Raw genomic sequence first — 26,912 nt, forward strand, 5'->3', positions numbered from 1 at the left:
CTGGGGGGCGATGCAGCGGCCCGGCAAAGCCGGTTCCACGCATCCCGGAAGCGACAGGTGAAGCTTGCCGCCGTTCATATGGCGCTGTCCCAGGGGGCCGAGAGGCGCACCGCGGCGTTGATGATGCCGACCATCGAGTAGGTCTGCGGGAAGTTGCCCCACATCTCCTGCGTGTCGGGATGCGTGTCCTCGCTCATCATGCCCAGATGGTTGCGGGCGGCGAGCATGGTCTCGAAGATGCTGCGGGCCTCGTCCTTGCGGCCGATGCGGGCCAGCGCGTCGATCAGCCAGAAGGTGCAGATGTTGAAAGCCGTCTCGGGCTTGCCGAAGTCGTCGGGCGCCTCGTAGCGGCGCATGTAGGGGCCGTCGCAGAGCGAGGCCTGCATCGCCTCGACGGTGGAGACGAAACGCGGGTCCTTCGGGTCGATGATGCCCACTTCGGCCATCAGCAGCACGCTGGCGTCGAGGTCGGCGCCGCCGAAGCTCTCGGCGAAGGCCTGGCGCTCCTCGTTCCAGGATTTTTCGATGATCTCGGCCTGCATCCGGCGGGCGTGGCCGTGCCAGTAGTCGGCGCGCGCGGGCAGCGAGAGCGCGGTGGCGATCTTGGCCAGCCGGTCGCAGGCGGCCCAGCTCATCAGGGCCGACGAGGTGTGCACCCGGGCACGGGTGCGCAGCTCCCACATGCCGGCGTCGGGCGTGCCGTAGACGCGGATCGCCTGCTCGCCGATCTTCTCCAGCTGGGCGAACTCGGCCTCGCCGGCGCGGTGCAGCAGCCGGTGGTCGTGGAAGGCCTGCGCCGCGCCGAGGACGATGTTGCCGTAGACGTCGTGCTGGAAATGCTCCTGCGCCTGGTTGCCGACCCGCACCGGGCCCATACCGCGGTAGCCGCCCAGGTGCTCGACGAAGGATTCGGGCAGCTGCTGCTCCATGCCGATGCCGTAGAGCGGCTGCACATGCTCGCCGCCGGCGGCGATCACCACGTTGCCCAGGTAGCGCAGGTAGTCCTCCATCGTGCCGACCTCGGAGAGGCTGTTGAGCGCCCGCACCACGAAGAACGCATCGCGCAGCCAGCAGTAGCGGTAGTCCCAGTTGCGCTGGCTGCCCGGCGCCTCGGGGATGCTGGTGGTCATCGCGGCGACGATGGCGCCGGTCTCCTCGTACAGCGAGAGCTTGAGGGTGATCGCCGCGCGGATCACCGCGTCCTGCCACTCCAGCGGTACCGCCAGCCGCTGGCTCCACTTGCGCCAGTAGGCGATGGTCTCGCGCTCGAAGTGGCGTACCGTGTCGGCGATGCCGTCGTGCAGCGTCTCGTCGGCGCCCAGCATGAAGTGCAGGTCGCGGGTCAGCAGGAAGGGCGTCTTGGCCAGCACGTAGGCGATCGGCGCGTCGGTGTTGAGCCGCAGCGTCATGTCGCCGCCGACGTAGCGCACATGGTTGCTGCCGCGGGTGATGGCGGGCGTCTCGCGGCCCCAGTCGTAGCGCAGGTCCATCGCCACCCGCACCCGCGGCGCGCCGTGCAGCACCCGCACCCGGCGCACCAGCGTCAGCGGCCTGAAGAAGCGCGAACGCGCGAAGAAGCGCGGCGCCAGGTCGGTGATCTCCAGGCCGTTGCCCGCGGTATCCCACAGCCGGGTGCGCAGCACCGCGGTATTGGGCTCGTACCACTGCTCGCTGCGCGCGAAATCCTGGATATCGATGCCGAAGGCGCTGGCCTGGTCGCCCGGCTGCAGCAGGGCGTTGAAGACCGGGTCGCCGTCGAAGCGCGGCATGCAGCACCAGACGATGCGGCCGCGCTTGTCGACCAGGGCGCCGAAGCCGCAGTTGCCGATCAGGCCCAGCTGCAGCGACGCGGGCTCCGGAGCGGCGAAGCCGGCGGCAGGGTTTGCCAGCGGTGCGCAGGCGTGGGCGGCGGGCGTGGGGGTCGCGTCGTGCATGGCGGGGCTCGTGTTCTCGGCGGGGTTCAGGATTCGGCGTGCGGCGGCAATGCGCCGCCGGCTGCGGCGAGGCCGGTGCGCGCGCTCGCCAGCCAGCCACGCAGCGCGGCGGGATTGAGGCAGCGGTGGCGGGCCCGGGTCGGCCCCTCGCCCACCTTGATGCCGACGCCACCCAGGCTCTGCACCGCGGCGAAGCCGGCCTCGTCGGTCACGTCGTCGCCGACGAAGATCGGCGCACGGCCTGCGAAGGGCAGGGCCTGCATGAAGATGGCGATGGCGCGGCCCTTGTCGACGTGGGCCGACTTGACCTCGAACACGCACTTGCCGCGCAGCAGCTCCACATCCTGCAGCCGGGCCACGGCGGCCTGCACCGCGGCCAGGCACAGCGCCTCCAGGTCGGGGGCGTGGCGGTAGTGCAGCGCAACCGAATGGGGCTTGCGCTCGACCAGCAGGCCATGGTGGGTGGCAGCGAGCCGCTCCATCACGTCGAGCGCCGGGCCGAGCGCCGGCGGCGCGATGTCGGGGGCGGTGCCGTCGGGCAGGCGGAACTCGGCACCGTGCTCGCCGGCCACCGGCAGCAGCAGCGGGCTGAGGAACCGGTCGACATCCTCGACCCTGCGGCCGGTGACGATGGCCAGCGCACCGCCCAGCTGCTGGCGCAGCGCGGCGATGGTGGTCACCAGGCCCGAGGGCACATGGACGGAATCCGGGGTGGGGGCGAGGTCTGCCAGGGTGCCGTCGAAGTCGAGAAAGAGGGCGGTCCCGGCGGTGACCGTAGGGAGCAATTGCATCGCGTAAGACCTTACCAGAGGGCTTGTAGGGGTCGTATTGGGGAAATATTCTGTTACGGCGGGCGGGCGGGCGGGCGGGCGGGCGGGACGGCGCTCCGCGCGGGGTCTGCCCGGGTGCCGTGCGATGCGTGGGTAAATCAACGGTAAATGGGGCCGCGCCGCCGTGCGCCGTCGCCGATGCGCCGCGTAACATCCTGCCCCATCGGCGTTGTCGCCGCCCCGTCACCGCACTGTCTCGGCCTGCGGCCCGCCCGCCCGCCCGCACCATGCCCATGTCCTGCCCCCGCCTCCCCTGGTTCCGGTGCCGCCCGCGCCGCCACGGCACCCTGCCTGCACGGCACGCCCTGCGGGGGCGTGTACGGCCGCTCGGGCTGGTGGTGGCGGTGGTGCTGCTCTGCGCGGTGGCGGCGGCCGTCTGGTGGTGGCGCGGCCAGGCGGCGCGACAGGCGGCGGCGCCTGTCGCGGCCGGTACGGGGGCCGGTGCCGGGGGGCCGGGCGCCCGCCGCGCCCCGGGCGCCCAGGTGCAGCCGATCTCGGCCGACCCGGTGCGGCGGCAGGACGTGCGGGTGCTGGTCCATGCGATCGGCACCGTGGCCGCGCGCAACACGGCGGTGGTGCGCGCCAAGGCCGACGGCGAGCTGAAGGCGATCCGTTTCAAGGAGGGCGACATGGTGCGGGCCGGCCAGTTGCTGGCCGAGATCGACCCGCGCAACTACCAGGCGGCCCTGGCCCAGGCGCAGGGTGCGCTGGCCCGCGACCGGGCGCTGCTGCGCAACGCCCAGCTCGACCTGCAGCGCTACCAGGACCTGCTGGCGCAGGACTCGATCGCCCGGCAGCAGGTCGACACCCAGGCCGCGCTGGTGCGCCAGACCCAGGGCACGGTGCAGACCGACCAGGCCCAGGTCGATGCCGCCAGGCTGCAGCTTTCCTACACCCGCGTCACCGCGCCCATCTCGGGGCGCCTGGGCCTGCGCCAGGCCGACCTGGGCAACGTGGTGCGGGCGGCCGACACCACCGGCATCGTCACCATCACCCAGGTGCGGCCGATCCACGCGCTGTTCTCGATCCCCGAGGCCAGCCTGCCGCGGGTGGTGGCCCGGCTGCGCGCCGGCGCCGCGATGCCGGTGGAGCTGTGGGACCGCGACCAGAAAACGCTGTTGGCCACCGGCCGGCTGGAGACGGTCGACAACGCGATCGACACCGCCACCGGCACGATCAAGGCCAAGGCCACCTTCGCCAACACCGACGGCAGCCTGTTCCCCAACCAGTTCGCCAACGTGCGGCTGCAGGTCGACACGCTGCCGGGCGTGCTGACCGTGCCCACCACCGCGGTGCAGCGCGGCACCCAGGGCACCTACGTGTATGCGGTGAAGGACGACGGCACCGTGTCCTTGCGCAAGGTGCTGCTCGGCACCACCGACGGCGACCGGATCAGCGTGCAGGGCGCGCTGCAGGAGGGCGAGCGCGTCGTCACCGACGGCGCCGACCGGCTGCGCGAAGGCGCGCAGGTGGCGGTGATCGCGCCCGACGCGGCCGCCCGCGCCGACCAGGCGGTGCAGGCGTCGGCCCAGGGCCCGCGCGGCGGCCGGCGCAACCTGCCGCCCGAGCTGGCCGCCAAGGTGCAGGCGATGTCGCCCGAGGAGCGCCGCGCCTTCTTCCGCCAGATGCGCGAGCGCCAGCAGCAGGGCGCCGCGCCCGGCGGCCCCGGTGCGCCGGGCACGCCGGCCGCGGCGCCCGCGCCGGGCGGCACCGCGGCACCGGCAGCGGCTCCGGCCACCGCCCCGGCCGGTTCGCCCGCCGCCGCACCGGCCGCCCCCGCCGCGCGCTAGGCGCCGCGCGCCTGCTTCCGCACCCGCACCGGCCTGCCGCCCATGAACCTGTCGCGCATCTTCATCCTGCGCCCGGTCGCCACCGCGCTGCTGATGGTGGCGGTGCTGATCGCGGGCATCCTGGCCTACCGGCTGCTGCCGCTGTCGGCCCTGCCCGAGGTGGACTACCCCACGATCCAGATCGTCACGCTGTATCCCGGCGCCAGCCCCGACGTGACGACCTCGGCCGTCACCGCGCCCCTGGAGCGGCAGTTCGGCCAGATGCCGGGGCTGTCGCAGATGTCGTCGACCAGCTCGGGCGGCGCCTCGGTGATCACCCTGCGCTTCGCGCTCGACGTGGGCCTGGACGTGGCCGAGCAGGAGGTGCAGGCGGCGATCAACGCCGGCAGCAACCTGCTGCCCGCCGACCTGCCGATGCCGCCGGTCTACAGCAAGGTCAACCCGGCCGATGCGCCGGTGCTCACGCTCGCGATCACCTCGCCCTCGCTGCCGGTGATCCGGGTGCACGACCTGGTCGAGAACCGGCTGGCGCCCAAGCTCTCGCAGGTGCCGGGCGTGGGGCTGGTCGCCATCGCGGGTGGCCGCCGGCCGGCGGTGCGCATCCAGGCCAACCCGGTGGCATTGGCCTCGGCCGGCATGACGCTCGACGACGTGCGCACCGCGATCGCCGCCGCCAATGTCAAGCAGGCCAAGGGCAGCTTCGACGGCCCGGCCCGCGCCTCCACCATCGACGCCAACGACCAGCTGCAGTCCGCCGCCGAGTACCGCGACCTGATCGTCGCCTACAAGAACGGCAACCCGATCCGGCTGCAGGACATCGCCGAGACGGTGGACGACGCCGAGAACACCCGCCTGGCCGCCTGGGCCGGCGTGGCGGACGTACCTGCAGGGGTGCCGAGGGCCGGAGAGCAGACCGCCGCCGGGCCGCCCCGAGGCGGTCGCCCCCCCGGGGGGGAGGCGGCGCAGCCGCTTCGGGGGGGATCGCTGACTCCGGGGGTCATCCTCAACATCCGCCGCCAGCCCGGCGCCAACGTGATCGACACCGTCGACCGCATCAAGGCGCTGCTGCCGCAATTGCAGGCGACGCTGCCCGCCTCGCTCGACGTGCAGGTGCTGACCGACCGCACCACCACCATCCGCGCCTCGGTGCGCGACATCCAGTTCGAGCTGCTGCTGGCGATCGCGCTGGTGGTGATGGTGATCTTCGTGTTCCTGCGCAGCGTGTCGGCCACGCTTATCCCGAGCGTGGCCGTGCCGCTTTCGCTGATGGGCACTTTCGGCGTGATGTACCTGTGCGGCTTCTCGATCAACAACCTGACGCTGATGGCGCTCACCATCTCCACCGGCTTCGTGGTCGACGACGCGATCGTGATGATCGAGAACATCGCCCGCTACGTGGAGGCCGGCGAGACGCCGATGGCCGCGGCGCTCAAGGGCGCGCAGCAGATCGGCTTCACCATCGTCTCGCTCACCATCTCGCTGATCGCGGTCCTGATCCCGCTGCTCTTCATGGGCGACGTGGTGGGCCGGCTGTTCCACGAATTCGCGATCACGATGGCGGTGGCGATCCTGGTGTCGATGGTGGTGTCGCTCACCTTGACGCCGATGCTCTGTGCGCGGCTGCTCAGGCACACGCCCGAGGAGAACCACGGCCGGCTCTACCAGGCCACCGGCCGTTTCTTCGACCGCACCATCGCACGCTACGGCCGCATGCTCGACTGGGTGCTGGACCGCAGCGGGCTCACGCTGCTGGTCTTCGCCGCCACCCTGGTGCTGACCGCGCTGCTGTATGTCGTCGTGCCCAAGGGTTTCTTCCCCGAGCAGGACACCGGCACGCTGCAGGCGACGACCGAGGCCGCGCAGTCGATCTCCTTCGCGGCGATGAGCCAGCGGCAGCAGGCGCTGGTGGAGCGGCTGCTGCAGGACCCGGCAGTGAAAAGCGTCTCGTCCTTCATCGGGGTGGACGGCGCCAACACCACGCTCAATACTGGCCGCCTGCTGATCGACCTGCAGCCCAAGGCCCGGCGCGGCCCGGTGGCCGAGGTGCTGCGGCGGCTGTCCGATGCCGCGCGCGACGTGCCCGGCATCGCCCTCTATGCCCAGCCGGTGCAGGACCTGACCATCGAGGACCGCGTCGCCCGCACCCAGTACCAGTTCTTGCTGTCCTCGCCCGATATGGCGCAGCTGCAGACCACCACCGCGCAGTTGCTGGAGCGCCTGCGCGGCCTGCCGCAGCTGGCGGACGTGGCCAGCGACCTGCAGAACGACGGCCTTCAGGCGTATGTGGAGATCGACCGCGCCCAGGCCGGCCGGCTGGGCGTGACGGTGGCCGGCATCGACACCGCGCTCTACGACGCCTTCGGCCAGCGGCTGATCTCGACCATCTTCACCCAGTCCAACCAGTACCGCGTGGTGCTGGAGGTGGCGCCGCGGTACAAGCTGGGCCCCGACGCGCTGGGCGCGATCTATGTGCCGAGCAGCCTGGGCGCGCCGGTGCCGCTGTCGTCGGTGGCCCGGGTGACCGAGCGGCCCACCGCGCTGGCCGTCAACCACGTCGGCCAGCTGCCCGCCGCGACCCTTTCGTTCAACACCGCGCCCGGCGTCTCGCTCGGCCAGGCGGTCGAGGCGATCCAGCGGGAAGAGGCGGCGATGGAGCTGCCGCGGAGCGTCGAGACCCGCTTTCAGGGCGCGGCGCTGGCTTTTCAGGCGTCGCTGTCGAACACGCTGCTGCTGGTGCTGGCCGCGGTGGCGACGATGTACATCGTGCTCGGCGTGCTGTACGAGAGCACGATCCACCCGGTGACGATCCTCTCGACCCTGCCGTCGGCCGCGCTGGGCGCGCTGCTGGCGCTGTGGGCGGCGCGGCTCGACATCGACATCATCGCGATCATCGGCATCGTGCTGCTGATCGGCATCGTGAAGAAGAACGCGATCATGATGATCGACTTCGCGCTGGACGCCGAGCGCACGCAGGGGCTGGCGCCGCGGGAGGCGATCCACCAGGCGTGTCTGCTGCGGTTTCGGCCGATCCTGATGACGACGCTGGCCGCGTTGCTGGGGGCGTTGCCGCTGATGCTGGGCTCGGGGGTGGGGAGCGAGTTGCGGCATCCGCTGGGGGTGACGATGGTGGGAGGGCTGGTGGTGTCGCAGCTGTTGACGCTGTTCACGACGCCGGTGATCTATCTGGGGTTCGCGGGGGTGGCGGCGCGGTGGCGGGCGCGGCGGGGGGTGGCGCGGTGAGTTCTTTTTGCGCCGCTTGTCTTGCGGCCTTCTGCTTTGGAGAGAATGCTTGGATGAGGGCGCGCAGCCAGTTGGAAGGCTGCATCCCGGTCTTGCCCCCTCTCCCTCTGGGAGAGGGTTGGGGTGAGGGCCGCGCCCGGCTTTTCTGTGCCGCTGCTGCTTGTCGTTGCATTGCGGCTTTCGGGTCCGGAGGCGGGGATTTCGCCCCCGCGGGCGAGTCCCTTTCTTTGCTTCGCCAAAGAAAGGAACCAAAGAAAGGCGACCCCGCTGCGGCGGTCCGGCTGCGCCGGACTGCTCTGCGGTGCTCGCGGTCGGCGGGGTCCCGCTCAAACTCGCTGCGCTGCGCTCCGCTCAAACAGTCGCGGGCCCTGATCCGCCGCCCGCTGCGCTCCTCGACGCCGCAGAGGGGCGGGGGTGCGGGAGCGGGCTCCACGCGGGCCATCGCTGCGCTCGGCCTGGGGGTGCCCTTGCTTCGCTCGGCACGGGGGGTGGGTTGTGGTTTCGCTCGACTTTCTGACGCTTCGGTCTTACTGGCTTTCGCGTGTGGGGAGAGAGCGGGGGTATGGGTGGCCCGGGTCATCGTCGCAGCATCCTCTTGCACGGACGCTATTAAATCCATAGCTGAAAGTCGTTTCCGTACGCCGGCTACAGCCACTTTTCGTTCAAATATCTGCCCCGGTGCCGGTGCCGGTGCCGGTGCCGATACCGATACCTATGACGGTGCGGTTGGGGGAGGGGGTGCCTGTGCAGGTGCGTTTGCCTTTGCCTTTGCCTTTGCAGCTTCCGCCCCCAAGCGTCACTGCCGCGAAGCCGGCAGCAGCCGACGGACCCTGCTTCCCCGCCCCTCGGGATGCGCCGAGGAGCGCAGCGGCAGGCGGAAAAAGGGCCGCGCATGTCTGAGCGCAGCGAGTTTGCGCGGACCCCGCCTGCCGCGAGCACCGCAGGTTGCCCGTAGCGCAGCGGAGGGACGCAGCACGCGGGGTCGCCTTTTCTTGGTTACTTCTTTTGGCGAAGCAAAAGAAGCGACTCGCCCGCGGGGGCGAAATCCCCGCCTCCGGACCCGACACGGGCAGCACAGCGAAAAGCAGCAGCCGCACAGAAGAGCCGGTCGCGGCCCTCACCCCCGCCCTCTCCCAGGGGGAGAGGGAGCAAGTCCGAGGAGAAATCTGCCGGCCGGGCGCGGCCCTCACCCCCGCCTTCTCCTAGCGGGAGAGGGAGCAGGACCGCGAAGCCGGGGCGCAGAGGCCCCCACCCCATGAGCCTCTCCACCCCCTTCATCCACCGCCCCATCGCCACCAGCCTCCTCACCCTCGGCCTGGCGATCGCCGGCACGCTCGCCTTTTTCCTCCTGCCGGTGGCCCCGCTCCCCCAGGTCGACTACCCCACCATCAGCGTGACCGCCGGCCTGCCGGGCGCCAGCCCCGACACGATGGCCGCCACCGTCGCCACGCCGCTGGAGCGCGCGCTGGGCGCCATCGCCGGTGTCAACGAGATCACCTCCACCTCGACCCTCGCCAACACCCGCATCACCCTGCAGTTCGACCTCGACCGCGACATCGACGGCGCCGCCCGCGACGTGCAGGCCGCGATCAACGCGGCACGCACGCTGCTGCCCACCGGCATGCCCGGCAACCCGAGCTACCGCAAGGTCAACCCGTCGGATTCGCCGATCCTGATCATCGCGCTCACCTCGTCCACCCTCACCCGCGGGCAGATGTACGACGCGGCCTCGACCGTGCTGTCGCAATCCCTGGCGCAGGTCGAGGGCGTGGGCCAGGTCTCGATCGGCGGGGGGGCGCTGCCGGCGGTGCGCATCCAGCTCGATCCGGCGCGGCTCGCGGCCAGCGGCATCTCGCTCGACACGGTGCGCGGCGTGGTCACCAGTGCCAACGCCAACCGGCCGCTCGGCGCGGTGGAGCAGGGCGGGCGCTACTGGCAGATCGCCACCAACGACCAGGCGCGCACCGCGGCCGAGTACGGGCCGCTGGTGATCCGCTACCAGAACGGCAACGCGGTGCGGCTGCAGGACGTGGCCGAGGTCACCGATGGCGTCCAGGACGTCCGCACCTACGGCGTGGCCAACGGCAAGCCGGCGATCCTGCTGCAGATCTTCAAGCAGCCGGGCGCCAACATCCTGGAGGCGACCGAGCGGGTGCGGGCGCTGCTGCCGCGGCTCAAGGCCTCGATCCCCGCGGCCATCGACCTCGACGTGGTGTCCGACCGCACGCCCACGCTGCGGGCCTCGCTGCGCGAGATGGAGCGGGCCTTGGCGATCGCGGTGGGGCTGGTGATCCTGGTGGTGTTCCTTTTCCTGCGCAACGCCCGCGCCGCGCTGATCCCCAGCGTGGCGGTGCCGGTGTCGCTGGCCGGCACCTTCGGGGTGATGCTCCTGTGCGGCTACACGCTCGACAACCTCTCGCTGATGGCGCTCACCGTGGCGACCGGCTTCGTGGTCGACGACGCGATCGTGGTGCTGGAGAACATCACCCGCCACATGGAGCGCGGCAAGAGCGCGCTGGCCGCGTCGCTCGCGGGCGCCAGGGAGATCGGCTTCACCGTCGTTTCGATGAGCCTGTCGCTGATCGCGGTGTTCATCCCCATCCTGCTGATGGGCGGCATCGTGGGCCGCTTCTTCCGCGAGTTCGCGGTCGTGATGTCGGCGGCCATCCTGGTGTCGATGGTGGTCTCGCTCACCACCACGCCGATGATGTGCGCGGCCCTGCTCAAGCCCCACGCGCCGCGCCCGGCGCGGCCCCCGTCTCGCGCCGGCCGCCGGGCCGCGGCGCTGCTGCGCGCCACCCGCCAGGGCTACCGGCGCTCGCTGGCGTGGACGCTGCGGCACCAGCCGGTGGCGCTGCTGGCGCTGGCGGCGGTGATCGGGCTCAACGTGTTCCTGTACGGTGCCATCGCCAAGGGCTTCCTGCCCGACCAGGACACCGGTCGCATCCAGGGCTTCATCCGCGCCGACCAGGCCACCTCGTTCCAGGCGATGGAGCAGCGCCTGAAGCGCTTCCTGGCCATCGTCGAGGCCGATCCGGCGGTCGAAAACGTGACCGGCTTCACCGGCGGCGGCCAGCGCAACGCGGCGCAGATGTTCATGACCCTGAAGCCGCTGGCCGAGCGCAAGGCCAGCTCCGAGGAGGTGATCGAGCGGCTGCGCCAGAAGCTGCAGAACGAGCCCGGCGCGCGGCTCTTCATGAGCCTGCAGCGCGACATCCGCATCGGCGGGCGGCAGTCCAACGCCTCCTACGACTACACCCTGCAGGCCGACGACAACGCCGAGCTGCGCCTGTGGGAGCCGCGCATCCGCCAGGTGCTGCAGGGCCTGCCGGAGCTGGAGGACGTCAGCAGCGACCAGCAGGACGCGGGCCTGCAGACCTCGCTGGTGGTCGACCGCGACGCCGCCACCCGGCTCGGCCTGACGATGGCCGCGATCGACACCGCGCTCGACAACGCCTTCGGCCAGCGCCAGGTGGGCGTGATCTACAACCCGCTCAACCAGTACCGGGTGGTGATGGAGGCCGCACCCGCCTGGCTGCAGAGCCCCGAGGCGCTGCGCGGTTTCTTCTTCGTCAACAACGCGGGCCAGCCGATCCCGCTGGCCGCCTTCGCCCGGATGGAGCTGACCAACACGCCGCTGCGGGTCGACCACGAGCGCGGCACGCCGGCCACCACCATCAGCTTCAACCTGCCGCCCGACGTGTCGCTGTCGCAGGCGACCGCCGCGGTGAATGCGGCCGTCGCCGGGCTGGGCGTGCCGGTGTCGCTGCGCGGCAGCTTTGGCGGCACCGCGGGCGCGTTCAAGGATTCGCTCTCCAGCCAGCCGGTGCTGGTGCTGGCGGCGCTGGTCACCATCTACCTGGTGCTGGGCATCCTGTACGAGAGCCTGGTGCACCCGATCACCATCCTCTCCACGCTGCCCTCGGCCGGCGTCGGCGCGTTGCTGGCGCTGATGCTGTTCAAGACCGAGTTCTCGCTGATCGCGCTGATCGGGGTGATCCTGCTGGTGGGCATCGTCAAAAAGAACGCGATCATGATGATCGATTTCGCCATCGTGCGGCAGCGCGGCGGCCACGCCACCCCGGCCCAGGCGATCTACCGGGCCTGCCAGCTGCGGCTGCGGCCGATCCTGATGACCACCGTGGCCGCGATCTGCGGCGCGCTGCCGCTGGCCTTCGGCACCGGCGACGGGGCCGAGCTGCGCCAGCCGCTGGGCATCTCGGTGGTCGGCGGCCTGCTCGGCAGCCAGCTGCTCACCCTCTACACCACGCCGGTCGTCTACGTGGCGCTCGACCGGTTGCGCCTGCGGGCGCAGCGCTGTAGGCAGCGCCGGGCCGCCGCCATACCCCTGCCCGTTCCGGATTCCGCATGAAAAATGCCTCTCGCCGGCGAACAGCGCCGGCCTCCAGCTATAGATTTCATAGCATCGCCTCGGTGGTGGCAGCGGCCGCCCTGGCCGCCTGCAGCAGCACGCCGCTGCCCACCGCGCCCCCGCCGATGGACGTGCCGGCCGCCTACAAGGAGGCGGGCCTGTGGCAGCCCGCCGATCCGCAGGCGGCGGCCGCCGTGCCCGATGCCTGGTGGACGCTGTTCCAGGACCCGGTGCTCGACCGGCTGCAGCAGCAGGCCGCGGCCGGCAACCAGAACGTCGCGGCCAGCGTGGCCCGGCTGCGCGCGGCGCAGGCGGCGCTCGGCAGCAGCCGCGCCGCACTGCTGCCCACGGTCAACGGCAACTTCGGCGGCACCCGCAGCGTGAGCAGCAGCAGCAGCGCCGGCACGGTCGATTCGGCGGGCAACCCGGTCGGCAGCACCGGCGGCCGGCCGCGCACCCTCTACACCCTGGGCGCCAGCGCCAGCTGGGAGCTGGACCTGTGGGGCCGCGTCTCGGGCGCGGTCGATGCCGCCCGGGCCGGCCTGCAGGCCAGCGCCGACGACGTCGCCGCGCTGCGCCTCTCCACCCAGGCGACGCTGGCGCAGACCTACTTCTCCCTGCGCGCGGCCGAGGTGCAATCGCAACTGCTGGCCGACACCCAGGCCGCCTACCGCCGGTCGCTGCAGCTCACCCGCAACCGCTACGCGGCGGGCGTGGCGGCGTCGGTCGACGTGGCGCAGGCCGAGTCGCAGCTCCAGTCCGCCCGGGCGCAGCAGATCGAGGCGGACACCACCCGCGCCCAACTGGAGCATGCGCTGGCCGCGCTGGTCGGCCAGGCGCCGGCGGCGTTCGACCTGCCGCGCACGGCGGTGCTGCCCCTGGCGCCCGCGGCACCGCTGCAACTCCCCTCGCAGCTGCTGCAGCGCCGGCCCGACATCGCCGCGGCCGAGCGGCGGGTGGCGGCGGCCAACGCGCAGATCGGCGTGGCCCGCGCCGCGTTCTTCCCGGCGCTGACGCTCTCGGCCAGCGCCGGCTACCGCAGCGGCACCCTGCGCGACCTGGTCGACGCGCCCAACCTGTTCTGGTCGCTGGGGCCGGCGCTGGCGGTGTCGCTCTTCGACGGCGGCGCCCGCCGCGCCGCGGTGGAATCGGCCCGCGCCAGCAGCGACCTGGCCGCGGCCACCTACCGCCAGACGGTGCTGACCGCGCTGCAGGAGGTCGAGGACAACCTGGTCGTCGCCACGAACCTGGAGCGCGAGGAGGCGGTGCAGGCCGACGCCCTGGCCGCCGCGCGCCGCGCCCGCGACGTCACCGACAACCAGTACCGCGCCGGCACCGTCAGCTACCTCAACGTGGTCACCGCCCAGGCCGCCGCGCTTGCGGCCGAGCGCACGCTGCTGGATGTGCGCGACCGCCGGCTGGCTGCGGTCGGGCAACTGCTCAAGAACATCGCGGGGCGGTGGGAGCCGGTGTAGCGGCGCCTTCGAACGGCCCGTTGTCGTGCGATGTCGTCCACCAGCTCGCCTTCCCGCTAGGCCTTCCCGCTACGCCTTCCGGCAGCGAGCACGGGTACGTCTGCCCATGGCGCGCTTTCCGATCGAGCCACGGCCGGACTTGCGGCATTTGCCGTTCCGGCCGACAAGGCCGGCCGCGATCAGCGCCGCTCGACGACCACCGGCCGCAACCGCAGTACCGCGCCCATGCGCTGCGCAGCCGTCTGCGCGGCGCTGCGCGATCCATAGGGCCCTGCCTGCAACCGGTGCAACCCACGCTCGACGACCACGGCGAACGACGGCGCGAGTGCCTGCAACTGCGGTGCAGTCTGCCGCTGCAGCGCAACGGCTCCGTCCCTTCGGCCGAAGGCGCCCAGCTGTACCCAGAAGCCTGCTTCGGCAGCCGCCGTGTCTGCCGACCTCGGCCCCGTCCCGCCGGGCTCGGGTGTCGGATCGGGCGAGAGCGGGCGCACCGGCGGCGGCGTGGACGGGGCGACCGGCTCGGTGCGCGGCGGCTCGGTCGCCGGATCGTCGCCTGGCAGGCTCGTCACCGGCAGTGCGGTGAGCGGGCGGAGGTCGGCGACGTCGATGCGGGGCGCGGTGGCCGTTTGCGGCAGCGGTGGGATGGGCGGCGTCGAAGGGGGCGGCGGTGCTGTCCCGGCGTACGCATCGGCCTGCGCCGAGGACATCGACGCGGGCGGTTGCGACGCTCCCGCAAGCGACGGGGCCGTCGCTGCCGGCTGCATGGACGGTCCGCTTCGCGCCACGGCCGCCGGGCGTCCTGCGTCGGCACGGGTCGTCGCCACCGGCTGTACCAGGGCCTGCGGTACCCCCACTGCGGCCGCGACTGCCGACGGCGCCGCGCCCGCGCCTTCGCCGCTGCCCGCGGGCACCGGCCGCGCCGCCGCGAAAGCGGTGCCGGTGTCGTTCCGCCGCCAGGCGCCGGTGCGGATGTCGGTCTGGGTGATCCGCGTCACCTCCACCGGCGCCACGCCACGCAGCAGGTCCAGGTGCAGGGCGGCGGTATAGCTCAGGTCGATCACCCGGCCCGGGTGGAAGGGGCCGCGGTCGTTGACCCGCAGGATGGCCTCGCGGCCGTTGGCCGGGTTGCGCACCCGCACATAGCTGGGCACCGGCAGGGTGGGGTGCGCGGCGGTCATCGCGTACATGTCGTAGCGCTCGCCGCTGGCGGTGAGCTTGCCGTGGAACTGGCGGCCGTACCAGGAGGCCAGGCCGCTCTCGCTGAACGGCTCGTCGCCCTGCAGCGGCACATAGGCGCGGCCCGCCACGGTGTAGGGCTTGTTGGGGCCGCCGCTGCGGACCGGCTCGATGCGCGGCTCGGCGTCGGGCAGCCGCTCCAGGCCGGCGGGCGGGTGGGCCGGCGGGCCGTCGCCGCCGCCGCGCGGGCTGCTGGCGCAGCCGGCCAGCAGGGCGAGCACGCCGGCCACTGCCCAGGTGGGCAGGGCCGGCCAAGGGGCAGGGCGTTGCGCCGTGCGCCACGGCCGCAGGTGGGCAAGGACGGCCGCACGGCTCATGCGCAGAAGACGGTCTTCCAGAGCCGCAGCACCGCGTCGCGCGATTCGGCCAGCGCGTCGGCGGCGACCTGGGTCGGTGCCTCGTCGAGCCGTGCCTGGTGCTGCACCCGGCGCAGCGCGCGGTAGGCATCGGCGGCACGCTCGCCCACGTCCGGCGGCAGCAGGCCCGCTTCTTCCGCGCGGCGCAGCAGGGTGATGTTGCCGCGGTTCTCGCGCAGGATGGGGTGTGCGGCCGATTCGGCCAGCACCAGGTACTGCATCGCGAATTCCACGTCGACCATGCCGCCGGCGCTGTGCTTCACGTCGAAGCGGCCGGCCTTCACCGGATGCGCGGCGCGCACCTTGTCGCGCATCGCGTGGATCTCCTGGCGCAGCGCCGCGGCGTCGCGCGGCGCGGTGATGACCGCCTCGCGCACCTCTTCGAAGCGGGCCTGCAGGTCGGCCGGCGGCGGATCGGTGTCGGATGCCGATACCCGGCCGGTGGCGCCCGCCACCGGTGCGAAGCGCAGACAGCGCGCCCGCGTCATCGCCTGGTGTTCCCAGGTCCAGGCGGTGTTGCTGCCGCGCTTTTGCTGGTACTTGGCGAAGGCCGAGAAGCTGGTCACCAGCAGGCCCGAGCTGCCGTTGGGCCGCAGGGCCGTGTCGATCTCGTAGAGGTCGCCCTCGCCGGTCTTGACGGTCAGCCAGTGGATCAGCTTGCGCACGAAGTTGGCGTACACCTCGGGCGCGCGCTCGTCCTCGTCGTCGAAGACGAACACGATGTCCAGGTCGCTGCCGTAGCCCAGCTCCTTGCCGCCCAGCTTGCCGTAGCCGATGACGGCGAAGCGGCCCAGCGCGTCGTCGGCCTCGCGGTGGCGGTTGCGCAGTCGCTCCCAGCACCAGCGGGCGGTGACGCGCAGCACGGTGTCGGCCAGCGCGCTCAGGTCGTCGGCCACCTGCTCGACGGTCAGGCGGCCCTCCACGTCGCGGGCCAGGGTGCGGAACACCTCGGCATGGTGGGCGCGGCGCAGCAGGTTGAGCAATGTCTCGTCGTCGTCCTCGGCGGTGGTGCGGACCGAGGCCAGCCGCTGCGCCAGTTCGCGCTCGAATTCGGCGGGCTGGAAGCGCTCGTAGAACAGCGCCTCGCTCGCCAGCTCGTCGATCACGCCGGGGTGCTGCAGCAGGTAGCGGGCGGGCCACCTGGCCGCGCCCAGCAGCTGCAGCAGCCGCAGGTGGATCGCGGGCCGCTCCAGCAGCAGCGCCAGGTAGCTCTGGCGGCGCAGCAGCGGCTCGATCCAGCCGGCCATCTGCACCGCGGCCTCTTCGGTCACGCTGCCGTCGGCCACCCACTGCGCGGTGCGCTGCAGCAGCCGCACCAGGCGGGCCCGGTCCTCGTCGCGCAGGGCCTGCACCCGGGGGTGGCTGCGCCACTGGCCGACCCGCTCGCGCAGCCGCTCCGGCAGGCTCGCGACCAGCGTCTCGATGTCGGGCAGCGCCTCGGCCTTGCCGCGGTTGCAATGGCCCTTGGCGCACGTGCCGGCCTCGCCGCCCAGCAGCGTGTCGAACTCCTCGGCCACGAACTCGCGGTGCGCGTCCAGGTCGTGCAGGAACGGGCAGGCATGCGGGTAGCCCATGCTGCGGGCGATCCATTCCAGGTCGGCGTCCTGCGTCGGCAGCACATGGGTCTGCTGGTCGTCCAGGTACTGGATGCGGTGTTCGACCCGGCGCAGGAAGGTGTAGGCGCGGGCCATCGCGTCGGCCGTCTCCACCGGCATCAGGTCGGCCTGGGCCAGGCGCTGCAGCGCATCCAGGGTGGCGCGGCTGCGCAGCTCGGGAAACTGGCCGCCGCGCACCACCTGCAGCAGCTGCACGGTGAACTCGATCTCGCGGATGCCGCCGCGCGAGAGCTTCACATCGTTGGCCCGCTCGGGCTTGCCGGCGCAGCGGCGGGTGGCCTGCTCGCGGATCTGGCGGTGCAGGTTGCGCAGCGCGTCGAAGACGCTGTAGTCGAGATAGCGGCGAAAGACGAAGGGCAGCACCACCTGGCGCAGGCCGTGCACCGGCAGGGTCTCGACCGACGGGCCCAGGCAGCCGCGCGGCGCCACCACGCGGCTCTTGAGCCAGGCGAAGCGCTCCCACTCGCGGCCCTGCGCCTGGAAGTATTCCTCCAGCGCCGACAGCGACACCGCCGCCGGGCCCGAGTTGCCGTTGGGCCGCAGCATCAGGTCGACCCGGAACACGAAGCCGTGCTCGGTGGTGTCGCCGATCAGGCCGTAGACCGCCTTGACCGCGCGGGCGAAGTAGTCGTGGTTGGTGATGCGGCCGCCCGCATCGGCGCCGGCGATGCCGGCGGTCTCGCCGTCCTCGTCGTAGACGTAGACCAGGTCGATGTCGCTCGAGACGTTGAGTTCGCGCCCGCCCAGCTTGCCCATGCCGACCACCCACAGCTGCGAGCGGCTGCCGTCGGCGCACAGCGGCGCGCCGTGGCGGGCATCGAGTTCGGCGAAGGCCTCGGCGCAGGCGGCGTCGAGCGCCAGCTCGGCCAGCTCGGTCACCGCGCGGGTGACGACGCAGAGCGCCGCGTTCTCGTCGCAGTCGAGCCGCGCCAGCCGCTCCATCACCAGCTGCCGCAGGATGCGCAAGGCCGCGTTGGTGGCATGGCCTTCGGCGCGGATCGCGGCCAGCGCGTCGGCCATGCGGGCCCGCGTCGGCTCGCCCGCGGGCAGCAGATGCAGCTGGCCCGCATAACGGCGCCGCAGCCGCTGCACGAAGCGGGCGTGCGACGCCCGATCGCCGGGCGTGAAGACGAAGGTTTCCGTGCGGCCGCAGCCGGTGGTGGCGGGTACCGCCGGCACGTCCGTCGCTCCTGCAACAGCGTGTTCCTGCGGCGAACCCTCGCCGATACCGCGGGTCATAATTCCTGCCCCATACAAGCCCAACATGAACGAACCGAAAGAGACCCCCTCTCGCATGCTGAAAACACTGGCTGCCGGGACGCGTGGACTCTTGTGGTCGTTGTGGGCCGCGTGGCTTTGCTTCTTTGTCGCCTGGGGGGCGTTGCACGGCTGGATTGTGCCGCGAATCGCGGATTACCGTCCCCGCATCGAGGCAGAGCTTGGCAAGGCGGTAGGGATGCCGGTGCGCATCGGCAGCATCACCGCCCGCTCGGGCGGGCTGGTGCCCTCCTTCTCGCTGGGCGATGTGCAGCTGCTCGACGCAGAGGGCCGCACCGCCCTGCGGCTGCCGCTGGTGGTGGCCGCACTCTCGCCGCGCTCGCTCTGGAACCGCGGCTTCGAGCAGCTCTACCTCGATGCGCCCGAGCTCGACGTGCGGCGCACCGCCGACGGCCGGATCCTCGTCGCCGGTCTCGATGTCGAGCGGATCCATCCGCACGGTGGCGGCAGCGCGGCCGACTGGCTCTTCACCCAGACCGAGGTGGTCGTGCGCAACGGCACGCTGCGCTGGACCGACGAGCAGCGTGCCGCACCGCCGCTCGCGCTGTCGAACGTGGACCTGTTGCTGCGCAACCGCCCCTGGCGCCATGCGCTGCGGATCGACGCCACGCCGCCTGCCGAGTGGGGCGAGCGCTTCCAGGTGGCGGGCCGCTTCCGCCAGCCGCTGCTGGCCGGCCGCAACGGCCGCTGGCAGGACTGGATGGGCCAGCTCTACGGCGACTTCGGCCGGATCGACCTGTCGCGCCTGGGACAGTACGTGGACACCGCCGCGGTGGGCGGCATCGCGCTGCAGGAGGCCCGTGGCGCGGTGCGCGTCTGGGCCGACGTGGACCACGCCCGCGTCACCGGCGGCATGGTGGACGTGGCGCTGCCCACGCTGGACCTGCAGGCCGCGGCCCCCCTGCAGCCGCTGGCCCTGACCCGGGTGCAGGGCCGCTTCACCGGCCACCGCCGGATGGCCGGTACGCAGGACTTCGACCTCGCGGTGCAGGGCCTGCAGTTCGATGCGGGTGACACGCTGCACTGGAAGGGCGGCAGCGCCGACCTGCGCTACACCGCCGCCCACGACAGCCAGCCCGCCCGCGGCGAGCTGCGGGCCGACGGCATCGATCTGGGCGCGCTGGCCACCCTGGCCGCCCGACTTCCGCTGGGCGACGACACGCACCGCCTGCTGGCCGACCATGCACCCACCGGCCTGCTCGAGACGCTGCAGGCGCGCTGGGAAGGCGAAGGCGCCGCGCTGCGCAGCTACCAGGCCACCGGCCGCGCCAGCCGCCTGGGCGTCGAGGCGCTGGCCGCGCCCGCCTCGGCCCAGGCGGCCGCCGTGGCCGTGGCCGAGGCGGTGGCCGTCGCGGCGCGGGTCGATGCGGTGCGGCCCGCCGGCACGCCGCCCACCCCTGTCCATGCGCTTCCGCCGGTCGGCACGCCGGGCGTGCGCAACGCGGCGGTGGATTTCGACCTGAGCCACACCGGCGGCACGGTGCAGCTCGCTATCGACGACGGCGTGCTCGAATTCCCCGGCGTCTTCGAGGAGCCCCGCGTGCCGATCGCGATGCTGCGCGCCGAGGCCCGCTGGAAGATCGACGGCCGCGCCATCGCGGTCGAGGTGCCCCGGCTGCGCTTCTCCAACGCCGACGCGGCCGGCGAGGCGCAGGCCCGCTGGCACACCGCCGACGCGACGCCGGCACCCGCCGGCACCACGGGCGTGCCGCACGATCCGCGCTTCCCCGGCGTGCTCGACCTCACCGGCAGCCTGCAGCGCGCCGACGGCACCCGGGTCCACCGCTACCTGCCGCAGGTGATCCCGCAGGAGGTGCGCCACTACGTGCGCGACGCTGTGCAGGCCGGCTCCGCCAGCGGCGTACAGTTCAAGGTGCGGGGCGACCTGCGCCACATGCCGTTCGCCGATCCGAAGCAGGGCGATTTCCGGATCGCTGCCAGGATCCACGATGCGCGCTTCGCCTATGTGCCCACCGCGATCCAGCCGGCGGGCGAGACCCCGTGGCAGGTGCTGTCGCCGCTGTCGGCCGAGCTGGTCTTCGAGCGCAACGGCATGGAGATCCGCAACGGCACCGGCCGCATCGGCCTGCCGGGCCGCACCTCGGAGCTGCGGGTGACGCGGGCCGAGGCGCGCATTCCCGACCTGTCGCGCGCGGTGGTCGAGGTGAAGGCCGAGGCGCAGGGCCCGCTGGCCGAGATGCTGGCGGCGGTCAACGGCTCGCCGGTCGCCACGCTCACTGCCGGTGCGCTGCAGGAGGCGACCGCCACCGGCCCGGCGCAGCTCGCGCTCGGCCTGCAACTCCCGCTGGCCGATCTGCGGCATTCCCGCATCCAGGGCCGGTTGGTGCTGGACGGCAACGACCTGCGGCTGGCCGCGGCGGCCCCGCCGATGACCCGCGCCCAAGGCACCGTGGCCTTCACCGAGACCGGCTTCACCATCAGCAACGCCCAAGCGCGGATGCTGGGCGGCGAGAGCCGCATCGACGGCAGCATGCGCACCGCCGGTGCCGCCGCGGCCCATGCGGTGCTGCCGGCGATCGGCCCGGCCGCCCGCCCGGCGGTACGGACCGCCGGCCCCGCGCTGCCGGCCGATGCGGTGCTGGCGGTGCGCGCCCAGGGCACGGTGAGCGCCGAGGGCCTGCGCGCCGCGAAGGAGCTGGGCCTGGTCGCGCGCCTGGCCGAGCATGCCGACGGCGCCACCGACTACAGCGCCAGCATCGGCCTGCGCCAGGGTCGGCCCGAGGTGACGGTGGCCAGCAGCCTGCAGGGCCTTGCGCTGGACCTGCCGGCACCGGTGGGCAAGGCCGCGTCGGCCAGCCTGCCGCTGCGCTTCGAGAACACCGTGCTGGCCGCCGCCGGTGCGGGCGCCGCGGCCGGCGGCTCCGCGACGCGCGACCGGGTGCTGCTGGAGCTGGGCCGCGTCGCGGCGGTGGAGTACGAGCGCGACATCTCCGGCGCCACGCCGGTGGTGCTGCGCGGCGGCATCGGCATCGGCCTGGACGAGGGCGACCACGCGCCGGTGGCCGACCAGGGCGTGGCCGCCAGCGTGCGGCTGGGCGCGCTCGACATCGATGCCTGGGACCGGGTCGTGTCCGGCGCCACCGGCTCCAGTCGCCACGACAGGATGGCCGCGCCCCACCGGGCCGGCGACACGCCGCAGGCCGGCGCGGAAGGCTACCTGCCCGACACGCTGGCGGTGCGCGCCGAATCGATCACCTTCCAGGGCCGCACCCTGCACAACGTGGTGGCCGGCGGATCGCGCAGCGGCCCGGTCTGGCGGGCCAACGTGGAGACCGACGAGTTGAACGGCTATGTCGAGTACCGCCAGGCGGCCGATGCGGTGCCCTCGCGCGTCTTCGCGCGGCTGGCGCGGCTGCGGGTGCCGCAGAGCTCGGCCAGCGAGGTCGAATCGTTGCTCGAGGACGGTACGCCCGGCGCCGACCCGTCCGCGCTGCCGGCGCTCGACATCGTGGTGGACGATTTCGAACTCAAGGGCCGTGCGCTCGGCCGGCTGGAGGTCGATGCGCTGCACCGCGCCGCGGCCGACGACGGCGCCAACGATTGGCACCTCAACAAGCTCAACCTGAGCCTGCCCGAGGCCACCTTCGCCGCCACCGGCAACTGGCGGCGCACCGGCGAGGGCGCGGCCCGCGCGCGTCGCACCGCGATGCAGTTCCGGCTCGACATCCGCGACGCCGGCCAGCTGCTCGGCCGCTTCGGCATGCCCGGCGTGGTTCGGCGCGGCGCGGGCCGGCTGCAGGGTTCGGTCGGCTGGGACGGCTCGCCCTTCGGCCCCGACTATCCCTCGATGGCGGGGCAGCTCAACCTGGCGGTGGAATCGGGCCAGTTCCTGAAGGCCGATCCGGGGCTGGCCAAGCTGCTGAGCGTGCTGTCGCTGCAATCCTTACCGCGTCGGCTGGCGCTCGATTTCCGCGACGTGTTCAGCGAGGGCTTCGCCTTCGACTTCGTGCGCGGCGACGTGAAGATCGCCAGCGGCATCGCCCGCACCAACAACCTGCAGATGAAGGGCGTCAACGCCGCGGTGCTGATGGACGGCCAGGCCGACCTGGCGCACGAGACCCAGAACCTGCGGGTGGTGGTGGTGCCGGAGATCAACGCCGGCACCGCGTCGCTGGTGGCGGCGGTGATCAACCCGGCGGTGGGCCTGGGCACCTTCCTGGCGCAGGTCTTCCTGCGCGGCCCGCTGATCGAGGCGGCCACCCAGGAGTTCCACATCACCGGCGGCTGGACCGACCCGAAGATCGCCAAGCTGAGCGGCCGCGAGCGCCTGGGTCGCGGCGCGCCGTCGGCCGAGCCGCAGATGCCCTGAGAAGCATTCACAGCTTCTGAGCCGTCCGCTGTACCGAAGGAGAAGTCCATGCACATCGCCGCCCTCCAGATGGTGTCGGGAACCGATCTCGCCGCCAACCTGCGCGCCGCGCGCACTTTGCTCGAAGAGGCCGCCGGCATCGGCGCCGAGCTGGCGGTGCTGCCCGAGTATTTCTGCTTGCTGGGCCAGCGCGACACCGACAAGCTCGCGCTGCAGGAGCCGTTCGGCCGCGGCCCGATCCAGGACTTCCTGGCGACCGCCGCGCGCGAGCTGGACCTGTGGATCGCCGGCGGTACCCTGCCGATCGCCACCGACGATCCGGCGCATGCCCACAACACGCTGCTGGTGTTCGGCCCCGACGGCCACTGCGCGGCCCGCTACGACAAGATGCATCTCTTTCGCTTCGACGACGGCCAGACCGCCTTCGACGAGGCGCGCACCCTGGTGCCCGGCGGCGCGCCGGTGACGTTCGAGCTGCCGTCGCGCGACGGGCACCGCTGGCGGATCGGCCTGTCGGTCTGCTACGACCTGCGCTTTCCCGAGCTGTACCGCCACTACGCGGCCGAGGGCTGCGACCTGCTGCTGGTGCCCAGCGCCTTCACCCATGTGACCGGCGAGGCGCACTGGGAACTGCTGCTGCGCGCCCGCGCGGTCGAGAATCTGGCGTACGTCTGCGCCGCGGCGCAGGGCGGCCTGCATGCCAACGGCCGCCGCACCTGGGGGCACAGCATGCTGGTCGATGCCTGGGGCGGCGTGCTCGCGCAGCAGGCCACCGGTGCCGGCGTGGTGCCGGCACAACTCGATGCCACGCGGCTGCGCCAGTCGCGCACCCGGTTGCCGGCCCTGGGCCACCGCCGGCTGTGAGCGGCACGGCGCAACCCGCCGCCGTCGGCACCGACCCCGACACGCTGCGCGTGCCGCCGCCGGCCCCGGCGGATGCCGGCGCGCAGGCGCTGCCCGCCGCGGCGCGGTGGCTGCTGCGGCTGCCCGGCTCCTGGCGGCGCTGGTCGCTGTGGCTGCTGCTGGCGGTGCTGGTGGTCGTGATGCTCGGCATCCTGGTCTGGCTGGCCGGCCGCTACGAGGCGAGCCAGGTGCAGAGCCGGGTGGAGCGCGACGTGAGCGACGCGGTGGCCGACGTGCGCACCGCGCTGGCCCGCAACCTGCAGAGCCTGCAGGCGCTGCAGTCGGCCAACCCGACGCACGACGCCTGGATCGCCGCGGCCGGCGAGCTGATGCTGCGCCAGCGCGAGTTCGTGCGGATCGAGTGGCGCGGCACCGCCATGCGTCTGCGGGTGCATTCCGACACGCCCTACCGCGGCCTGGCGCTGGACACGCCCGCCACCGAGATGCCGGCCGACATGCAGCTGACCTGCGCCTCGGCCCGGCGCCTGGGCGCCCCGGCCTACTCGCCGAGCTACTTCGTGCCGCATATCGACGGCCTGGGCCTGGGCCTGGGCCTGGAGGTGGTGCACCTGTGCCTGCCGCTCACCGAAGGCATGCAGCCCACGGGCTACCTGGTCGTCACCTACGGCCTGCCGGAGATCTTGTCCGACCTGATCGGCACCCAGATCAGCCGCCACCAGGACATCTCGTTCACCGAGCCCGACGGCACCCGCCTGGCCTCCATGCACGGCGCGCTGCGGCGCGGCACGCGGGTGTTCAGCGGCCAGCAGCTGCTGGACCTGCCCGGCAGCGCGCTGGTGCTGCGCATCGACAACTGGCCCGGCGCGCCGAGCGTGTTCCCCAACGTGCTCACCGCGCTGGTCACCTTCATGTCGATCGCGCTGGTCACGGTGCTGGTCATGCTGGCGAAGGACAACCGGCTGCGGCTGCGCGCCGAGCACGACCTGGCCGATGCGCTGGCCTTCCGCAAGGCGATGGAGGATTCGCTGGTCACCGGCCTGCGCGCCCGCGACCTGGAGGGGCGCATCACCTACGTCAACCCGGCCTTCTGCAAGATGGTCGGCTTCGCGCCCGAGGCGCTGCTGGGCCGCTCCGGTGCGCCGCCCTACTGGCCGCCCGAGCATGCCGACCACTATCTGCGCCGCCAGGCGACCCGCTTCGCCGGCGAGCTGCCGCCGCGCCACGGCTTCGAATCGGTCTTCATGCGGCAGGACGGCACCCGGTTTCCGGTGCTGATCATCGAAGCGCCGCTGATCAATGTGCAGGGGCTGCACACCGGCTGGATGGGCGCGTTCCTGGACCTGAGCGAGCAGCGCCGGATCGAGGAGCTTTCCCGCGCCAGCCACGAGCGGCTGCAGGCGACGGCGCGGCTCGCCACCGTCGGCGAGATGGCCTCGCTCCTGAGCCACGAGCTGAACCAGCCGCTGGCCGCCATCGCCAGCTATGCCACCGGCTCGCTCAACCTGCTGCAGCAGGACCCGGGCAGCGCCGGCGCCACCGGCCCGCACGACGCCGACATCGCGGTCGCGATGCGGCGCATCTCCGAGCAGGCCGACCGCGCCGGCCGGGTGATCCGCAGCGTGCACGACTTCGTGCGCCGACGCGACCAGGCCAGGGAGGCGACCGACCCGCGCGATTTGCTCGAATCGATCATGCCGCTGGCGAGCCTGCAGGCGCGCAAGCTGGACCTGGAGATGCACACCGTGCTGGAGCCTGGGCTGCCGCTGGTGCTGTGCGACCGCACGATGGTCGAGCAGGTGCTGCTCAACCTCGCCCGCAACGCGATGCAGTCGATGGACGGGGCCGCGGCCGGGGCCGTCGTGCTGCGGGTCGATTTCGGGATCCGGCGCGTCGCGGGCGGTGCCGGTGCCGGTGCCGGTGCCGGGCAGCGCGGCGGCTGGGTGCTGTTCACCGTGGCCGACCGCGGCCCCGGCATCGCGCCCGAGGTGGCGGCGCAGCTCTTCACCCCCTTCTTCACCACCAAGCGAGAAGGCATGGGCCTGGGCCTGAGCCTGTGCCGCACGGTGGTGGAGCAGCACGGCGGCGTGCTCGACTACGCGCCGAACCCCGCGGGCGGTACGATCTTTTCTTTCACCTTGCCGGCCGTCGGGCCGCAATGACAGGCACGCACTGCGATGGAACCCGGAATGGATGCTCTCGTCTTCGTCGTGGACGACGATGCCGGCGTGCGAGACGGCCTGGCCTGGCTGCTGCGCTCGCGCCGGCTGCTCAGCGAGACCTACGACGGCGCGCTGGCCTTCGACCAGATGCTGCGCGGCGGCGGCGAGACGGCCGGCCGCATGTTCGACCAGCCCTGCTGCATGCTGCTCGACGTGCGCATGCCCGGCATGAGCGGCCTGGCGCTGTTCGACAGCCTGGTCGAGCGCGGCCTGCACCTGGCGATGCCGGTGCTGTTCCTGACCGGCCACGGCGACGTGCCCACCGCGGTCGATGCGGTCAAGCGCGGCGCCTTCGATTTCTGCGAGAAGCCGTTCTCCGACAACGCCCTGGTCGACCGGGTGGAGCAGGCGCTGCGCCGCTCGGCCGAGGTGCTGGCCCGGCGCCGGTCGGCCCGCGGCGTCAAGGCCCGCATGACCGACCTGACCGAGCGCGAGCGCGACGTGATGCGCCTGGTGGTCGAGGGCCTGCCCAACAAGCTGATCGCCGACCAGCTCGACATCAGCGTCCGCACGGTGGAGGTGCACCGGGCGCGGGTGTTCGACAAGATGGACGTGAAGTCGGCGGTGGAACTGGCGAACCTGCTGCGCACTACGGCCTGACCGGATCTTGCCGCCCAAGAAGAAAGCCACCCGCGCGGGGCTTTCTTCATGGGGCGCCGGGCGACGAAGCCCGGCGCCGCAAGGGTCCGGATCAGCCCCGCGGTGCCTCGCCCACGTAGATCTCGACGCGGCGGTTGCGGGCGCGCCCGTCGCCGCTGTCGTTGGAGGCGATCGGCTGGCGCGAGCCCATGCCTTCGATCGTGAAGCGGCGGCTATCGACACCGCGCATCACCAGGTAGTCGCGGGTGCTGGCGGCACGGTCGACCGACAGCGGGTTGTTGATCGCGTCGCTGCCGGTGCTGTCGGTGTGGCCGACGATGCGCACCGTGGCGCCCGGGTTGTTCTGCAGGCCGGAGGCGAACTGGTCGAGGATCGGCGCGAAGTTGGACTTCACGTTGGCGCGGCCGGTGTCGAAGGAGATGTCGCTCGGGATGTCGAGCTTCAACTGGTTGTCGGCCGTCTGCGTCACGCCGATGCCGGTGCCGCGGGTGGCGGCTTCCATTTCCTGCTTCTGGCGCTCCATGCGCTGCGACCAGATGTAGGTGCCGAGGGCGCCCACGCCCGCGCCGATCACCGCACCGGTGCCGGCACGGCCGCCGGCGACCGCGCCGATGGCGGCACCGCCCAATGCGCCGGCACCCGCGCCGATGGCGGTGCGGCGCTGGGTGTCGCTCATGTTCATGTCTGCACAGCCGGCGACCAGCATGACGGCGGCGGTGGCGCCGAGGATGATTTTCTTCATGGAGTACTCCTGGGGATGGACGGAACGGGA

13 protein-coding genes are annotated in these 26,912 nt (G+C 72.5%); 8 read left to right on the plus strand and 5 right to left on the minus strand.

Annotation, left to right across the window (positions count from 1 at the left end):
* Positions 1–74: 74 nt before the first annotated feature.
* Both DFQ15_RS07790 and otsB read right to left on the minus strand, forming a co-directional pair.
* The gene (locus DFQ15_RS07790; protein ID WP_110465435.1) at positions 75–1,934 is read right to left on the minus strand and encodes a glycoside hydrolase family 15 protein; all 1,860 of its coding nucleotides are present in this window, start codon (positions 1,932–1,934) and stop codon (positions 75–77) included.
* 26 nt (positions 1,935–1,960) lie between these two features.
* Positions 1,961–2,725, minus strand: a complete 765-nt coding sequence (otsB, locus tag DFQ15_RS07795) for a trehalose-phosphatase (RefSeq protein ID WP_110465436.1) — start codon at positions 2,723–2,725, stop codon at positions 1,961–1,963.
* 272 nt (positions 2,726–2,997) lie between these two features.
* On the opposite strand from otsB, the gene DFQ15_RS07800 reads away from it, so the two are divergent.
* From DFQ15_RS07800 to DFQ15_RS07815, 4 genes are all read left to right on the plus strand, one after another.
* A complete protein-coding gene (locus DFQ15_RS07800; RefSeq protein ID WP_110465437.1) occupies positions 2,998–4,554 on the plus strand; it encodes an MdtA/MuxA family multidrug efflux RND transporter periplasmic adaptor subunit in 1,557 nt (518 codons plus the stop codon).
* Positions 4,555–4,596: 42 nt separating this feature from the next.
* On the plus strand, positions 4,597–7,794 hold the full coding sequence (locus tag DFQ15_RS07805) for an efflux RND transporter permease subunit (protein ID WP_110465438.1): 3,198 nt from the start codon (positions 4,597–4,599) through the stop codon (positions 7,792–7,794).
* A gap of 1,255 nt (positions 7,795–9,049) precedes the next feature.
* The gene (locus DFQ15_RS07810) at positions 9,050–12,166 is read left to right on the plus strand and encodes an efflux RND transporter permease subunit (RefSeq protein ID WP_110465439.1); all 3,117 of its coding nucleotides are present in this window, start codon (positions 9,050–9,052) and stop codon (positions 12,164–12,166) included.
* Entirely contained in the window at positions 12,163–13,641 is a 1,479-nt protein-coding gene (locus DFQ15_RS07815; protein WP_110465440.1) for an efflux transporter outer membrane subunit, read from the plus strand. The genes DFQ15_RS07810 and DFQ15_RS07815 overlap by 4 nt, the downstream gene beginning before the upstream one ends.
* A 179-nt stretch (positions 13,642–13,820) precedes the next feature.
* On the opposite strand, the gene DFQ15_RS18120 is transcribed toward DFQ15_RS07815, so the two are convergent.
* Both DFQ15_RS18120 and glnE read right to left on the minus strand, forming a co-directional pair.
* Positions 13,821–15,194: a septal ring lytic transglycosylase RlpA family protein gene (locus DFQ15_RS18120; RefSeq protein WP_110465441.1), complete on the minus strand. Its 1,374-nt coding sequence runs from the start codon at positions 15,192–15,194 to the stop codon at positions 13,821–13,823.
* On the minus strand, positions 15,191–18,088 hold the full coding sequence (gene glnE / locus DFQ15_RS07825) for a bifunctional [glutamate--ammonia ligase]-adenylyl-L-tyrosine phosphorylase/[glutamate--ammonia-ligase] adenylyltransferase (protein ID WP_110465442.1): 2,898 nt from the start codon (positions 18,086–18,088) through the stop codon (positions 15,191–15,193). Before glnE ends, DFQ15_RS18120 begins: the two co-directional genes overlap by 4 nt.
* A 55-nt stretch (positions 18,089–18,143) precedes the next feature.
* Here glnE and DFQ15_RS07830 point away from each other — a divergent pair, with 55 nt between their 5' ends.
* The 4 genes from DFQ15_RS07830 to DFQ15_RS07845 are packed head-to-tail and all read left to right on the plus strand — an operon-like array spanning position 18,144 to position 26,140.
* Positions 18,144–22,457: a YhdP family protein gene (locus DFQ15_RS07830; protein WP_456156794.1), complete on the plus strand. Its 4,314-nt coding sequence runs from the start codon at positions 18,144–18,146 to the stop codon at positions 22,455–22,457.
* Positions 22,458–22,505: 48 nt separating this feature from the next.
* Positions 22,506–23,321 carry a carbon-nitrogen hydrolase family protein gene (locus DFQ15_RS07835; RefSeq protein WP_110465444.1) on the plus strand — a complete coding sequence of 272 codons (816 nt, stop codon included), beginning with the start codon at positions 22,506–22,508 and terminating at the stop codon, positions 23,319–23,321.
* Positions 23,318–25,480, plus strand: coding sequence for a sensor histidine kinase (locus DFQ15_RS07840; protein WP_374941012.1), 2,163 nt, complete (start codon positions 23,318–23,320; stop codon positions 25,478–25,480). Before DFQ15_RS07835 ends, DFQ15_RS07840 begins: the two co-directional genes overlap by 4 nt.
* A gap of 15 nt (positions 25,481–25,495) precedes the next feature.
* Positions 25,496–26,140, plus strand: a complete 645-nt coding sequence (locus tag DFQ15_RS07845; protein WP_110465445.1) for a response regulator transcription factor — start codon at positions 25,496–25,498, stop codon at positions 26,138–26,140.
* A gap of 91 nt (positions 26,141–26,231) precedes the next feature.
* On the opposite strand, the gene DFQ15_RS07850 is transcribed toward DFQ15_RS07845, so the two are convergent.
* The gene (locus tag DFQ15_RS07850; protein ID WP_110465446.1) at positions 26,232–26,882 is read right to left on the minus strand and encodes an OmpA family protein; all 651 of its coding nucleotides are present in this window, start codon (positions 26,880–26,882) and stop codon (positions 26,232–26,234) included.
* Positions 26,883–26,912 lie beyond the last annotated feature (30 nt).

Origin of the sequence: Xylophilus ampelinus (assembly GCF_003217575.1) — a bacterium.
Classification (GTDB): Bacteria; Pseudomonadota; Gammaproteobacteria; order Burkholderiales; family Burkholderiaceae_C; genus Xylophilus; species Xylophilus ampelinus.

Excerpts from the sequence above, each read along its gene's own strand:
- DFQ15_RS07815 (WP_110465440.1), top strand. The coding sequence starts at position 12,163 with ATGAAAAATGCCTCTCGCCGGCGAACAGCGCCGGCCTCCAGCTATAGA.
- DFQ15_RS07835 (WP_110465444.1), top strand. The coding sequence starts at position 22,506 with ATGCACATCGCCGCCCTCCAGATGGTGTCGGGAACCGATCTCGCCGCC.
- DFQ15_RS07805 (WP_110465438.1), top strand. The coding sequence starts at position 4,597 with ATGAACCTGTCGCGCATCTTCATCCTGCGCCCGGTCGCCACCGCGCTG.
- DFQ15_RS18120 (WP_110465441.1), bottom strand. The coding sequence starts at position 15,194 with ATGAGCCGTGCGGCCGTCCTTGCCCACCTGCGGCCGTGGCGCACGGCG.
- DFQ15_RS07810 (WP_110465439.1), top strand. The coding sequence starts at position 9,050 with ATGAGCCTCTCCACCCCCTTCATCCACCGCCCCATCGCCACCAGCCTC.
- DFQ15_RS07850 (WP_110465446.1), bottom strand. The coding sequence starts at position 26,882 with ATGAAGAAAATCATCCTCGGCGCCACCGCCGCCGTCATGCTGGTCGCC.
- glnE (WP_110465442.1), bottom strand. The coding sequence starts at position 18,088 with ATGACCCGCGGTATCGGCGAGGGTTCGCCGCAGGAACACGCTGTTGCA.
- otsB (WP_110465436.1), bottom strand. The coding sequence starts at position 2,725 with ATGCAATTGCTCCCTACGGTCACCGCCGGGACCGCCCTCTTTCTCGAC.
- DFQ15_RS07800 (WP_110465437.1), top strand. The coding sequence starts at position 2,998 with ATGTCCTGCCCCCGCCTCCCCTGGTTCCGGTGCCGCCCGCGCCGCCAC.
- DFQ15_RS07790 (WP_110465435.1), bottom strand. The coding sequence starts at position 1,934 with ATGCACGACGCGACCCCCACGCCCGCCGCCCACGCCTGCGCACCGCTG.
- DFQ15_RS07830 (WP_456156794.1), top strand. The coding sequence starts at position 18,144 with ATGCTGAAAACACTGGCTGCCGGGACGCGTGGACTCTTGTGGTCGTTG.
- DFQ15_RS07845 (WP_110465445.1), top strand. The coding sequence starts at position 25,496 with ATGGAACCCGGAATGGATGCTCTCGTCTTCGTCGTGGACGACGATGCC.